This is a genomic window from Pantoea sp. SGAir0183 (assembly GCF_043545505.1).
In genome coordinates this window covers 1894134-1906935 of record NZ_CP028053.1, presented here as the reverse complement: position 1 = coordinate 1906935, position 12802 = coordinate 1894134, and the positions used below count along the sequence as shown (strand labels likewise).

Sequence of the window (12802 nt, the reverse complement as noted above, 5' to 3'; positions counted from 1 at the left end):
GGATGAATATCCAGCCTGACGGGCATATTGCGGGGATTGCCGTTAGCGCTGCCGCAGCCGGCCGCGGGTCAGCACCAGCGTGTTCTCACTCATGCGCGCGGCATTCTGTGCAACATGGCAGTGCGTAATCGCGATAGCCAGCGCATCGGCGGCATCAGCCTGCGGACTGGCTGCAAGCTTCAGTAAAGATTTGACCATATGCTGAACCTGACTTTTTTCTGCACCGCCGGTTCCGACAACCGTCTGCTTCACCTGACGTGCGGCATATTCGAACACCGGCAGGTCATGGTTTACCGCCGCGACGATGGCGGCACCGCGCGCCTGGCCAAGCTTCAGCGCCGAGTCGGCGTTCTTCGCCATAAACACCTGCTCGATGGCGAAAAAATCAGGCGAAAACTGCGTGATAATTTCGCAAACGCCAGCATAGATCAGTTTCAGGCGCGCCGGCAATTCTGTCGTATTGGTGCGGATACAGCCGCTGCCCAGATAGGTGAGCTGGCGGCCGGTCTGACGAATCACCCCGTAACCGGTGACGCGTGAACCGGGGTCAATCCCCAGGATGATAGACATGACGCGTCTCCAGCCAGCGATGAAAGCGGTACAGCATTACAGCGTTTCCGCCACCTCATCGGAGATCTCACCGTTGTGATAAACCTCCTGCACGTCGTCGCAGTCTTCCAGCATATCGATCAGACGCAGCAGTTTCGGTGCGGTTTCCGCATCCATTTCCGCTTTGGTTGACGGAATCATCGCAACTTCCGCCGTATCCGCTTTCAGACCGGCGGCTTCCAGCGCATCGCGCACGGTGCCCATCTCTTCCCAGGCGGTGAAGACATCGATAGCGCCATCATCATACGCCACCACGTCCTCTGCACCGGCTTCCAGCGCGGCTTCCATCACCGCATCTTCATGCTGGCCTGGCGCGTAAGAAATCACGCCTTTTTTGCTGAACAGGTAAGACACGGAGCCATCGGTTCCCAGGTTGCCGCCGGTTTTGGTGAACGCATGACGCACTTCACCCACCGTACGGTTTCGGTTATCACTCAGGCACTCGATCATGATGGCAGATCCCCCCGGACCGTAACCTTCATAGATGATGGTTTCCATGTTGGAATCATCTTCGCCGCCCACACCGCGTGCAATCGCACGGTTCATGGTATCGCGTGTCATGTTATTAGACAGCGCTTTGTCCATGGCAGCACGTAAACGTGGGTTAGAACCGGGATCGCCCCCACCCAGTTTCGCGGCGGTCACCAGCTCGCGAATGATTTTGGTAAAGATTTTACCGCGCTTGGCATCCTGAGCAGCCTTGCGGTGCTTGGTATTCGCCCATTTACTATGTCCAGCCATCTTGCATATTCTCCGATCTTAACAATCGCACGGGTTATCTGACTTACGATCCGCCTCCCGACAGTGCCTGCCATCCTCACGTCGTTATAAACGTTCCGGTTGCACTGCACTGACGGTCGCGGCTTCGCGATACCGATGATGCCCGACTCTTCAATTTTAACGGCGCCGGTTTATCACCGGCGCCCGGTTTAGGGAACGAAGGATGAGCTTCGTCGAATTCGCGAAATTTAACGTCACTGCCGCCTGAAAAACGCGTTACGGCAGGCATTCAGATAAATTCCTCAATCGCCTGGCGGTTACTCCAGGACTTGGTCAGGGCAGCAGCAGCGGCGGGCTCAAGCCAGCGCGCGGCAAGATGCTCGGTAAGCACCAGGTCGCGCTCTGCGGGTAACGCCAGCCTGAACCAGTGTTCACGGTTATGCGTGATGCCCGGTGCGTAACGGTGGCGATAGTGCGGGAAAATTTCAAACTCGATCTGTTTGTGACAGTCTTCCAGCACTAACTTTTCGTCCGCAATGTTGATGGACAGCTCCTCTGACACCTCACGCTCGGCCGCCTGGCGCGGGGTTTCCCCGACTTCCAGGCTGCCTGTGACCGACTGCCAGAAGCTGGCATCATCACGTCGCTGCAGCATTAACACCCGGCCAGTATCTTGCGCAAAAATCACCACCAGCACCGATACCGGATGTTTATTGCCCATTACTTGTTCTCTGACTTTTCTTTCTTCGGCGCCACCAGAATGCCCAGATCCAGCAACGCGGCAGGATTGGCTTCGCTCGGTGCTTCGGTCATCATGCACGCGGCGGCGGTGGTTTTCGGGAATGCGATAACATCGCGAATGTTATCGGTGCCGGTCAGCAGCATCGTCAGACGATCCAGACCAAACGCCAGGCCCGCGTGCGGTGGTGTACCGTATTTCAGCGCGTCAAGCAGGAAGCCAAACTTCAGGCGCTGCTCCTCTTCGGTGATCCCGAGGATACTGAACACCGTCTGCTGCATTTTGCTGTTGTGAATACGCACGGAACCGCCGCCCACTTCGTAGCCGTTAATCACCATGTCGTAGGCATTTGCCACCGCCTGAACCGGATCGCTGGCCAGCGCCTCTGCGGTCATGTCTTTCGGTGAGGTGAACGGATGGTGCATCGCAGCCAGACCGCCCTCTTCATCTTCCTCAAACATCGGGAAGTCGATTACCCACAGCGGTGCCCAGGCGTTTTCGTCGGTGATCCGCAAATCGCGGCCGACTTTCAGGCGCAGCGCACCCAGCGCATCCGCCACGACTTTCGCGCGATCGGCACCGAAGAAGATCAGGTCGCCATCCTGTGCGCCCGTGCGGTTCAGTATCGCTTCCACGATGTCGGCACTGAGGAACTTGGCCACCGGACTCTGCACGCCCTCGAAGCCGTTGGCACGTTCGTTAATCTTCATCCACGCCAGCCCTTTGGCCCCGTAGATTTCAACAAACTTGCCGTATTCGTCGATTTGCTTACGCGTCAGCGCCGCACCGCCGGGCACGCGCAGCGCAGCTACGCGGCCTTTCGGGTCATTTGCGGGACCCGCAAAGACCTGGAATTCGACGCTTTTCAGCAGATCGCCTACGTCCACCAGCTCCATCGGGTTGCGCAGGTCAGGCTTGTCCGAACCAAAGCGATGCATGGCTTCGGCAAAGGTCATCTGTGGAAACGCCCCCAGATCCACCCCTTTGATGTCCATCCACAGTTCACGAATCAGACGCTCCATCTTCTCACGCACCTGTTCTGCGGTCATGAAGGAGGTTTCAACGTCGATCTGGGTAAACTCTGGCTGACGATCAGCACGCAGGTCTTCATCACGGAAGCACTTAACGATCTGATAATAGCGGTCGAAGCCGGACATCATCAGCAGCTGCTTGAACAACTGCGGTGACTGCGGCAGCGCATAGAACTTCCCTTTGTGCACACGGCTGGGCACCAGATAGTCGCGCGCGCCTTCTGGCGTTGCTTTAGTCAGCATCGGCGTTTCAATATCAAGAAAGCCTTCGTTATCCATAAAGCGACGCACAAAGCTGGTGATTTTCGCACGGGTTTTCAAACGCTGCGCCATCTCCGGACGACGCAGGTCCAGATAGCGATACGTCAGACGCGCTTCTTCGCTGTTGGTCTGGTTAGAATCCAGCGGCAGAGGGTCAGCACGGTTGATGATGGTCAGCGCGTGGGCGAACACTTCCACGTCGCCGGTCGCCATGTCGCTGTTTCGGTTCTTTTCGTCACGGGCACGGACGGTACCGGTGATCTGGATACAGAATTCGTTACGCAGTTCAGATGCCAGCTGGAACGCCTCTTGATGATCGGCATCGAAAAACACCTGGGCGATGCCTTCACGGTCGCGCATATCGATAAAGATCAGGCTTCCCAGATCGCGACGGCGATTGACCCAGCCGCAAAGCGTAACTTGCTGACCCACATGAGACAGATTGAGCTGTCCACAATACTCTGTACGCATAACACTATCCTTTTAACTTCGCCGCTGCAGCAGACAGCACCAGGCCGCGTAACCTTATCAGGTGCTGTCGCAAAAAAGGCCGCTATTATAATGGAAAAAGGCTGACAGGATAAGTGGAGCCACGCTAAAGCACGGCATTTCCTGTTCCCTTTTCACCGGGTTGCGTCAATATACTGCCTTACAGGATAATTACCATCACACTCAACGACAGGAGTCAGGCGTGACACTTCGTATCGGTTTGCCGCAATGGCACCACGCACACTGGAAACTCTGGGGAATTGAAACCCTGGCGGACTACGCGCGTTATTTCCAGACCGTTGAGGGCAATACCACGCTGTATGCACTGCCGGATCCCGAAACCGTGTTGCGCTGGCGGGATATGACGCACGATCAGTTTCGCTTCTGTTTTAAATTCCCCAGCACCATCAGCCATCAGGCAGCACTGCAAAACACCGATGACTTACTGACCGACTTTTTTCGCCTGATGCATCCGCTTGCCGATCGCATCGGTCAGTACTGGCTCCAGTTGCCTGCCAGCTTTTCTCCCGCCCAACTCAGCGATCTGTGGCGTTTTCTGGATAGTCTGCCTGCCTCTTTTTCCTATGGCGTGGAAGTGCGGCATGCCGCTTTTTTCGCGAAAGGTGAGGCTGAGCGCGCGCTGAATCGTGGCCTGCTCCAGCGCGGCGTCAATCGTGTGGTGCTGGACAGTCGTCCGGTTCACGCCTCAACGTCACAAAGCGCGGCGGCGCTGCACGCCCGCCAGCAAAAACCGCGCGTCCCGCCGCATGCGCTGTTAACAGGACCGCGCCCGATGATCCGCTTTGTCGGCAGCGATAGTCTTGAAGAAAGCCTGCCGCTGTTTCGCATCTGGCTGACGAAACTGGCTGAATGGCATACGCAAAGTGAACCGCTGGTCTTCATTCACACGCCCGACATGGGCCAGGTCTTTCCGCTGGTGCAGGCCTTGTGGCCTGAACTGCAAAAAATTGATGCCAGCATCGGTCCCGGGCCGGACTGGCCGCAACAGGATTCGCTATTCTGATAGCGACCGGCAGCATCACACCTCTGGCAAAAGTAAAAATAAGGAATCAATAATGATAAGCGCGTTATATGTGGTGATCGGGGCCTTACTGATCATGAAATTTACCCTGAATGTTGTGCGCTTACGGCGACAGCATCATGTGGCTTATGGCGATGGCGGTCATCACGATTTACACATGGCCATCCGGATTCACGGCAATGCCATTGAAACGATCCCGCTGGGGTTATTATTGCTGATTGTGCTGGAGATGAACGGCGCGAATATCTGGATGGTGCACCTGACCGGCATCCTGTTTTTCATTGGCCGGGTGTTGCATGCACAGGGCCTGCGCAGCGATGTTATGAGCAAACGCAAATATGGCATGATGCTGACGTTATTCTCGCTGTCCGGTATGGTAATTTTTAACCTGATTTACCTGCCCTGGCCACTCTTGCTCAGCTTGCGTTAATGTTAACGGCGTAAAGGGTGCAGGCCGCGGCAGTTTCTGCCAGAATAGCGCCCTTTCCGCCGTCTCTTCGGATTTTCGTTATGTCTGATCGCGATCAACTTTTTTCTGCGCCCATTGAAAAACTGGGCGACTGGACGTTTGACGAGCGCGTGGCTGAAGTGTTTCCCGACATGATTCAGCGCTCAGTGCCGGGCTATTCCAACATCATTTCGATGATTGGCATGCTGGCAGAACGTTTCGTCCAGCCCAACAGCCAGGTATTTGACCTGGGCTGTTCACTAGGCGCTGCCACGCTCTCGGTGCGCCGCAATATTCACGTGCCCGGCTGTCAGATTATTGCTGTGGATAATTCGCCGGCCATGGTGGAGCGCTGCCGCCGTCATATCGATGCGTTTCGGGCGGCTACGCCGGTTACGGTCGTCGAAGCGGATATCTGCGATATCGCCATTGAGAACGCCTCACTGGTGGTGCTCAATTTCACCCTGCAGTTTCTTGAACCGCCAGCCCGCCTGACGTTGCTGACCAAAATCTGGCAGGGGCTGAATCCCGGCGGCGCGTTGGTGCTCTCTGAGAAGTTCAGCTTTGAAGATCGTGACGTCGGTGAACTGTTGTTCAACATGCATCATGACTTTAAGCGCGCCAACGGCTACAGCGAACTGGAAATCAGCCAGAAACGCAGCATGCTGGAAAATGTGATGCTCACCGATAGCGTAGAAACGCACAAGGCGCGCCTGAAACAGGCCGGCTTTTCTCATGCTGAGCTGTGGTTTCAGTGTTTTAATTTTGGTTCGTTGGTGGCATTAAAATGATCGACTTTGGCCGTTTTTATCAGCAAATCGCCGTGGGTCCCCTGGCAAAATGGCTGGAGGTGCTGCCTGCGCAAATCAGCGAGTGGCAGCGTGAAAATCTGCACGGGCACTTCCGTGACTGGTACAAGTCGCTGGAATATTTACCCCAGCTGGAACCTCAGCGGCTGGACCTGCTGCACAGCGTCAGCGCCGATCGGGACGATATCAGCGATCGGCACCGTCAGGGCATTGAGAAACTGCTGCGTAATCTGATGCCCTGGCGCAAAGGCCCCTATTCGCTTTACGGCACCGAAATTAATACGGAATGGCGCTCAGACTGGAAATGGGATCGCGTGCTGCCACACATCTCCTCGTTAGCCGGACGCACTGTACTGGATGTGGGCTGTGGCAGTGGCTACCATATGTGGCGCATGATCGGGGCAGGCGCGCACCTTGTGGTCGGTATCGATCCCATGCAGCTGTTTCTGTGCCAGTTCGAAGCCGTCCGCAAGCTGTTAAATGACGACCGCCGCGCCCACCTGCTGCCGCTCGGCATCGAACAGCTGCCGGTGCTTCAGGCGTTCGATACCGTGTTTTCCATGGGCGTGCTTTATCACCGCCGTTCGCCGCTGGATCATCTGATGCAGCTGAAAAATCAGTTAGTGAGCGGCGGCGAACTGGTCCTGGAAACGCTGGTGATTGAAGGCGATGTGAATCAGGTGCTGGTGCCGGGCGAACGCTATGCTCAGATGCGCAACGTCTACTTTATCCCCTCCGCCGAGGCGCTGAAAAGCTGGCTGGAGAAATGCGGCTTTGTCGATGTGCGCATTGTGGACTTTGCCGTAACGACCACAGATGAACAGCGCCGGACCGACTGGATGACCAGCGAATCGCTGGCGGAATTCCTTGATCCTGCGGACAGCAGCAAAACCGTTGAAGGTTATCCCGCACCGCTGCGTGCGGTGCTGGTCGCCACCAAGCCGTAATGCTCAGCGGCGAGACAGCGCCAGTTTCGCCGCGAAGCCAATAAAGACGCAGCCCGTCAAACGATCCATGATTATTAACACGCGTGGCTTCCTGAGCTGTGCCGCAAAATAGTGACTGCTGCCAATCAGCACGCTGCTCCAGATCAATCCAGTCACCATATGTGTCAGGGCCATCAGGGTGCACCAGACCGGGACCGAACCGCCCTGAGGGATAAACTGCGGTAAAAATGTTACGTAGAAAACGCCCACTTTAGGATTCAACAGATTCCCCAGTAACCCACGCAGAAAGCAGGCCAGATGCGTTTGCTGCGACGGCGTTTCGGCGGGCAGCGCTGCATTCTGGCGACGCGGATGCCACAGTAACCTGACGCCCAGCCAGAGCAGATAGGCTGCGCCAGCCCACTTCAGCAGGTTATACGCCGTTTCCGATGCCAGCAGCAGCGCCCCCAGCCCCAGCCCTACCGCAATGCCCCACGACAGACAGCCCGTCGCCACGCCCAGCGCGGTCGCACTGGCTCGTCGCCAGCCCTGTGCCGCCGCCGATCGCAAAATTAATGCCGTATCGAACCCCGGCGTCAGGGTCAAAATAATGATCGCAAACAGAAAAGAGAGGAATGAAGTCGTCACAGGCGTACTCCTGATTAGAAGTGCTTAACAATAACAAGCGTTTTTCACGCTGTACAGACAGCCAGGCGTGATTAACTGCTACGCTTTTTAGTGGCGTTATTAGCGGGCCGGTAACGGTCTCAATTGAAAAACCAGGAGCTACGATCATGAGTAAATTTATTTTCTCTTCGCCTCGCAAATATGTACAGGGTGCGGGCGTGCTCGATGAACTGGGAGAGTATGTCACGGAATTAGGCAATCACGCTTTCGTGGTGGCTGACGATGTCGTCTGGGGGCTGATTGGTGAGCGGGCGCAGTCTACGCTGGAAAAAGCAGGCATTACTCTCAGCCGTCAGCAGTTCAATGGCGAAGCCTCCAGTAATGAAATTACCCGGTTAAGTCAGCATGCGCAGCAGCAGGGCTGTAACGTGGTGATTGGTTTGGGTGGCGGCAAAACGCTGGATACGGTAAAAGCCGTGGCCGATGAACTCAAACAGCCGGTAGTGATTGTGCCCACCATTGCCTCAACCGATGCGCCCTGTAGCGCGCTGTCTGTTATCTATTCCGACAGTGGCGTTTTTGAAAGCTACCGTTTCTACAGTAAAAATCCCGATCTGGTGTTAATTGATACCGCCGTGTGCGCCGCCGCGCCCGCCCGCCTGTTCGCGTCCGGCATCGCCGATGGTCTGGCGACCTGGGTTGAAGCCCAGGCGGTGGCCCGTAGCCATGCGAAATCGATGGTCAATGGCGATCCGACTATTGCCGGTCTTGCCATTGCACGGGCCTGTGAAGAGACGCTGCTGACGTGGGGCTACAGTGCCTATATCGCCGTCTCGGAAAAACGCGTCACGCCAGCGGTAGAAGCGGTAGTGGAAGCCAATACATTGCTGTCCGGTTTAGGCTTTGAGAACGCCGGTCTGGCAGGTGCGCACGCGATTCATAACGGATTCACCGCAATTGACGGCGATATCCACCATCTTACTCACGGTGAAAAAGTGGCCTACGGTACGTTAACTCAGATGGTGCTTGAGCAGCGTCCCGATGAAGAAATTGCCCGCTACATCCGCTTCTACCGTTCGATCAATATGCCGACCACGTTAAAAGAGATGCATCTGGACGGGGTGAGCTGGGAAGATCTGGTAAAAATCGGCGCGCTGGCGAACAGCGAAGGCGATACGTTGAAAAACCTCAATCCTAACCTGGCACCGGAACAGATCGCCCATGCGCTGCTGGGCCTGGATGCGTTCAGTAAAACGGTAAAATAGGGGCTATTCCGTCGCCTCACTGGGTTTGTCCCAGTACTGATACTTATAAACCGCACTGAGGTGACGCTGCACCGTGCCTTTCTTAAAAACTTCGGTTTCATTCAGGTAACTCAGGGTGCAGTTGCCCTTGTCATCCCAGAACTGGCATTCATCCACGGTGCGCAGAGTGCTGACGTCGGTTGATGCCGTGCCGTTCAGGCGCAGCTCCCGCCCTTTATCGTCATAGGCATAGGTGTCTTTTCGCCGGGCAGAGGTGGTGCGGGTGACGAGGCCCTGCGGACTCCACGCGTAACGGTATTCCCCGTTGCTGACGGGATCGGTTCCGCGCGCAATGCTTTTCAGCAAACGATAGTGTTTATCGTAGCGGTACGTGGTGTCCGTGAATCCCGATTTGCCCATGCTGATGAATTTGTCTGAAGCGCTGATAATATTGCCGTTTTTTCCCTTGTGCCAGTTGATGGTGCCTTGTCGGTTATCCACCACCACTTCCTTTCCCTGTTTCAGCACTTTTACCAGATACGCATATTCGGCCACCCAACCTTCCTGCACACGCACCAGATGTTGTTCCATGCTCAGAATGACGTTACGCTCATTTTTTTCATAACTGATATCCGCCACCAGCAGGTCGCCACAGGGATCAAACTGCCCCAGCACTCGCTTTTGCGAATTGACGTCTTTGCCAAACTCCCCTGCGACAACCTGACGTACCGCCCCTTTCGCACTGCCGCCCAGCAGAATCCAGTTATTACTGTCAGAGACCGCTTTACTGTTTGATTTGCACGCGGCAAAGGTTAAGGGCGCATGGCATCCCATCACGGTGAGAACAGCGGAAAGCAGAATGCATCGCATGGCAGGGCCTCTGACATCAATGTCGATTAGGGTTAAGCTGATGACCCGCAACCGGGGAACAGAACAGGGAAAGCAAAGCCGCGTTGACGGCAAACGGCGACACAGAATGCACGCAATGCGTTGTTTCATCATCCACTATAGCGGAATACCGGACAAAAAATACCCCAGCAAATGTGCTGGGGTTTGGTACTTGCAAACATCACGTCATCAATCGGCGTGCTGCGCGGCAAAACTGGTTATGAGTCAGGCCACCCGGGCGGTATTCATTTGCATGACACTTTTCATTGCCTCTACAACATCACCATCGACGCAGTAACGGCTGAACTCATCAATTTCGGCTTCGGAACACATAGAAACACCCGCTTTGCGGTAACGCATCGGTGATGCCACCAGGTGGCTTGCCGAGCTGTGTACCTCACGAATATCTGCATCAAGAAACTTTTGCAGGTTACTTAAACGAACGCCAGCACCTGCCATAATGATAGGACCGCTGCTGTATTCATTAAGTTCCCTCAATAATGCAATTCCGTTTTCCGCACTCTGCTGCTGCCCGGAAGTGAGGATACGTTTCACGCCAAAATCGGTTAAAACATCGAGCGAACGTTTTGGCCGGTGGCAGAGATCGAAGGCGCGATGGAAGGTCACCGCCATGCCGTCGCACAGCGCCATGATCTGCCGCATCTGCCCCACATGAATATGGGCATCTTCATCCAGCATCCCTAACACTACGCCCGGAAAGCCCAGTTCGCGAATCCGCGCGACATCCGATTTCATTGCCTCGAACTCCCGGCTGGAATAGCAAAAATCTCCGCCGCGCGGGCGGACAATAGGATGCACCGGAACAGAAATGTCACGACGGGCGACTTCCAGCATGCCAGCAGAAGGTGTCAGGCCGCCTTCACGCGGTGCCGCACAGAGTTCAATTCGATCGGCCCCCGCCTGTTGAGCGGTTAAGGCACAATCCACCCCATAGCAACAAATTTCCAGTGTGGTCATTCTCTTCTCCTTTACATGACGTCCTGTTCACGCCAAATTCGTCAGGTATGCTTATCCCTTAGAACAGTTTACGTGGAAAACTAACTATGACATTCAATTTTGACCAACGGATAGACCGCCGTCACAGTGATAGCCTTAAATGGCACAAATATGCGGGCCAGGATATTCTGCCGTTGTGGGTAGCGGATACGGATTTCCGATCGCCTGCCCCCATCATTGAGGCCATTAAAGCCCGCGTTGATCATGGTGTTTTCGGCTATGGCGATAAGCCTCAGGGATTTATCGATGCGCTGATTGCCCGCTGTAAATCACGCTATCGCTGGGAAGTTAAACCGGAATGGGTGGTCGTGTTGCCCGGCGTAGTCTGCGGGTTAAATCTGGCCGTGCGGGCGTTTACCGCGCCGCACCAAGGCACCGTCGCGCCGCATCCCGTTTATCCCCCTTTCCGTTCAGCCGCGAAGCTGGCTGAACGTGATCAGTTGAATCTGCCTCTGACGTTGCAGGAAGGCCGCTGGGTCATGGATCTCACTGCAGCAGACGGCCACATGCAGGACAAAACGTTGCTGATGCTTTGCAATCCGCAAAATCCTGGCGGCACGGTTTACCGCCGGGAAGAACTTGAAGCGCAGCTGGCCTTTGCGCAGCACCATGATTTAATCGTCTGCTCTGACGAAATTCATTGCGATTTACTGTTAACGCCGGGGCTGCAACATATCCCCTTTGCCTCCCTGAGTGATGATGCGGCCCAACGGAGCATTACGCTGCTTTCGCCATCCAAAACCTTCAATATTGCCGGGCTGGGCGCTTCCGTCGCTGTGATCCCGGATCCTGAACTACGGGCGCGATTCAACGCCGTGCGCCAGGGCATTGTGCCCTCAGTCGATATTCTGGCCCTGGTTGCGGCGGAAGTCGCCTGGCGGGCCTGTGATGACTGGCTTGATGCCCAGCTTGATTATCTGCGCGGCAACCGGGACTGGCTGGTTTCCGAAGTCAATGCGCTGCCCGGCCTCAAAATGACCTCTCCGGAAGGCAGTTATCTGGGCTGGATCGATGCGCGAGAACTCCAGGTTGCCAGCCCGGCGCTGTACTTTGAAAAACACGGGCTTGGCTTCTCGCCGGGGCGCGACTTTGGTGATGACGGCTTTGTACGGATCAATTTCGGCTGTCCCCGCGCCTTGCTGGAAGAAGCCGTCAGACGGCTCAGACGTGCGGTTGAAGCCCGGGGCTAACGCTGTTCACTGGCCACAATCTCGTCCAGTCGCCATGGGTGAAACTTAATCGTGGTTTCCCCATCGGTCACTGCCAGCGTAGGATTCGGCAGACGCTCGTTTTCCCCTTTCGGTGAGCTGGTTTTGAATGAAATACCCGGCTGTGTGAGTGCCTGATCGGACAGCAGCGCCATGGCACGCATGCCCAGTGTTTCAGGCTCGCCTCGTAATACCACCTCAATATGTTCCCAGCGCTCGTGGCGGTAACGTTTTTCACCCGGCCAGGGCAGCTCAACGACGTCTATCGCCCAGCCGGCAATCATTAACGGTTGGTGCAGCTTAAATAAACATACCGGTCGTCCGTTAATCATCGCCGCCGAGAACTGCTCCCCGAGTTGCAAAAACCCTTTTTGCCAGCGTTCGGCCGTCGCATTCTGATGACACCGCACGGCCACATGATCGACGTCGAGGTCTGTAGAGTTTAACCCCAGACGCTGTGAAAAATTTTGTAACCGTTCTTCGAAAGCCGCTAAATCGGCCTGTAAATCGTCCAGTTCGGGTGGAAATATCATGCTCACCGTAAGCTGTCTCCTCACTTTTTTATGACCAGGGAATGCTGTAACTCATTGTTACTGAACTATCGTAATGAACAAAAGGGTAAGATTCATCTTATTTGGCTGGCGTTTTACGAGAAAAGCAAAAAATTAACGCTTTTAATTCAGATTAATCTTCTGGTTAGATCCACCTTTTCGTTGACAAAAGTAACTTAAGTTACTGTTTTGT

At 55.2% G+C, this 12802-nt stretch carries 14 protein-coding genes; 6 read left to right on the top strand and 8 right to left on the bottom strand.

Going from position 1 to position 12802, the window contains the following annotated elements:
• Window positions 1-42: 42 nt before the first annotated feature.
• The 4 genes from ruvC to aspS all read right to left on the bottom strand — a co-directional run bounded on the left by ruvC (window position 43) and on the right by aspS (window position 3831).
• Window positions 43-570, bottom strand: coding sequence for a crossover junction endodeoxyribonuclease RuvC (gene ruvC / locus C1N59_RS08850; RefSeq protein ID WP_033741979.1), 528 nt, complete (start codon window positions 568-570; stop codon window positions 43-45).
• A gap of 36 nt (window positions 571-606) precedes the next feature.
• The gene (locus C1N59_RS08845; protein WP_394550593.1) at window positions 607-1350 is read right to left on the bottom strand and encodes a YebC/PmpR family DNA-binding transcriptional regulator; all 744 of its coding nucleotides are present in this window, start codon (window positions 1348-1350) and stop codon (window positions 607-609) included.
• Window positions 1351-1618: 268 nt separating this feature from the next.
• Window positions 1619-2050 (bottom strand): dihydroneopterin triphosphate diphosphatase, encoded by a 432-nt coding sequence (gene nudB, locus C1N59_RS08840; protein ID WP_162285805.1) that lies wholly within the window; start codon window positions 2048-2050, stop codon window positions 1619-1621.
• Complete coding sequence (gene aspS / locus C1N59_RS08835; RefSeq protein WP_033741983.1) at window positions 2050-3831, bottom strand: aspartate--tRNA ligase; 1782 nt, start codon at window positions 3829-3831, stop codon at window positions 2050-2052. Before aspS ends, nudB begins: the two co-directional genes overlap by 1 nt.
• A 220-nt stretch (window positions 3832-4051) precedes the next feature.
• Between aspS and C1N59_RS08830 the strand changes: the two genes are divergently transcribed.
• From C1N59_RS08830 to cmoB, 4 genes are all read left to right on the top strand, one after another.
• The gene (locus C1N59_RS08830; RefSeq protein ID WP_394550591.1) at window positions 4052-4873 is read left to right on the top strand and encodes a DUF72 domain-containing protein; all 822 of its coding nucleotides are present in this window, start codon (window positions 4052-4054) and stop codon (window positions 4871-4873) included.
• A gap of 52 nt (window positions 4874-4925) precedes the next feature.
• Window positions 4926-5321 carry an MAPEG family protein gene (locus C1N59_RS08825; protein WP_058701780.1) on the top strand — a complete coding sequence of 132 codons (396 nt, stop codon included), beginning with the start codon at window positions 4926-4928 and terminating at the stop codon, window positions 5319-5321.
• 80 nt (window positions 5322-5401) lie between these two features.
• Complete coding sequence (cmoA, locus tag C1N59_RS08820; protein WP_039343163.1) at window positions 5402-6130, top strand: carboxy-S-adenosyl-L-methionine synthase CmoA; 729 nt, start codon at window positions 5402-5404, stop codon at window positions 6128-6130.
• Window positions 6127-7095, top strand: coding sequence for a tRNA 5-methoxyuridine(34)/uridine 5-oxyacetic acid(34) synthase CmoB (gene cmoB / locus C1N59_RS08815; protein ID WP_006120261.1), 969 nt, complete (start codon window positions 6127-6129; stop codon window positions 7093-7095). The genes cmoA and cmoB overlap by 4 nt, the downstream gene beginning before the upstream one ends.
• A gap of 3 nt (window positions 7096-7098) precedes the next feature.
• Here cmoB and C1N59_RS08810 read toward each other — a convergent pair whose 3' ends face one another.
• Window positions 7099-7722, bottom strand: coding sequence for a LysE family translocator (locus tag C1N59_RS08810; RefSeq protein WP_262959146.1), 624 nt, complete (start codon window positions 7720-7722; stop codon window positions 7099-7101).
• Between the two features lie 146 nt (window positions 7723-7868).
• Between C1N59_RS08810 and C1N59_RS08805 the strand changes: the two genes are divergently transcribed.
• Window positions 7869-8966: a glycerol dehydrogenase gene (locus C1N59_RS08805; protein WP_033741989.1), complete on the top strand. Its 1098-nt coding sequence runs from the start codon at window positions 7869-7871 to the stop codon at window positions 8964-8966.
• A gap of 3 nt (window positions 8967-8969) precedes the next feature.
• On the opposite strand, the gene C1N59_RS08800 is transcribed toward C1N59_RS08805, so the two are convergent.
• Both C1N59_RS08800 and cutC read right to left on the bottom strand, forming a co-directional pair.
• Complete coding sequence (locus tag C1N59_RS08800; RefSeq protein ID WP_394550588.1) at window positions 8970-9815, bottom strand: hypothetical protein; 846 nt, start codon at window positions 9813-9815, stop codon at window positions 8970-8972.
• A 243-nt stretch (window positions 9816-10058) separates the two neighbouring features.
• Window positions 10059-10811, bottom strand: coding sequence for a copper homeostasis protein CutC (cutC, locus tag C1N59_RS08795; protein WP_033741990.1), 753 nt, complete (start codon window positions 10809-10811; stop codon window positions 10059-10061).
• Between the two features lie 86 nt (window positions 10812-10897).
• Here cutC and C1N59_RS08790 point away from each other — a divergent pair, with 86 nt between their 5' ends.
• A complete protein-coding gene (locus C1N59_RS08790; RefSeq protein WP_394550585.1) occupies window positions 10898-12040 on the top strand; it encodes a MalY/PatB family protein in 1143 nt (380 codons plus the stop codon).
• On the opposite strand, the gene C1N59_RS08785 is transcribed toward C1N59_RS08790, so the two are convergent.
• The gene (locus C1N59_RS08785) at window positions 12037-12597 is read right to left on the bottom strand and encodes a VOC family protein (protein WP_110267419.1); all 561 of its coding nucleotides are present in this window, start codon (window positions 12595-12597) and stop codon (window positions 12037-12039) included. The two genes, C1N59_RS08790 and C1N59_RS08785, sit on opposite strands and share 4 nt — an antisense overlap.
• Window positions 12598-12802: the final 205 nt, after the last annotated feature.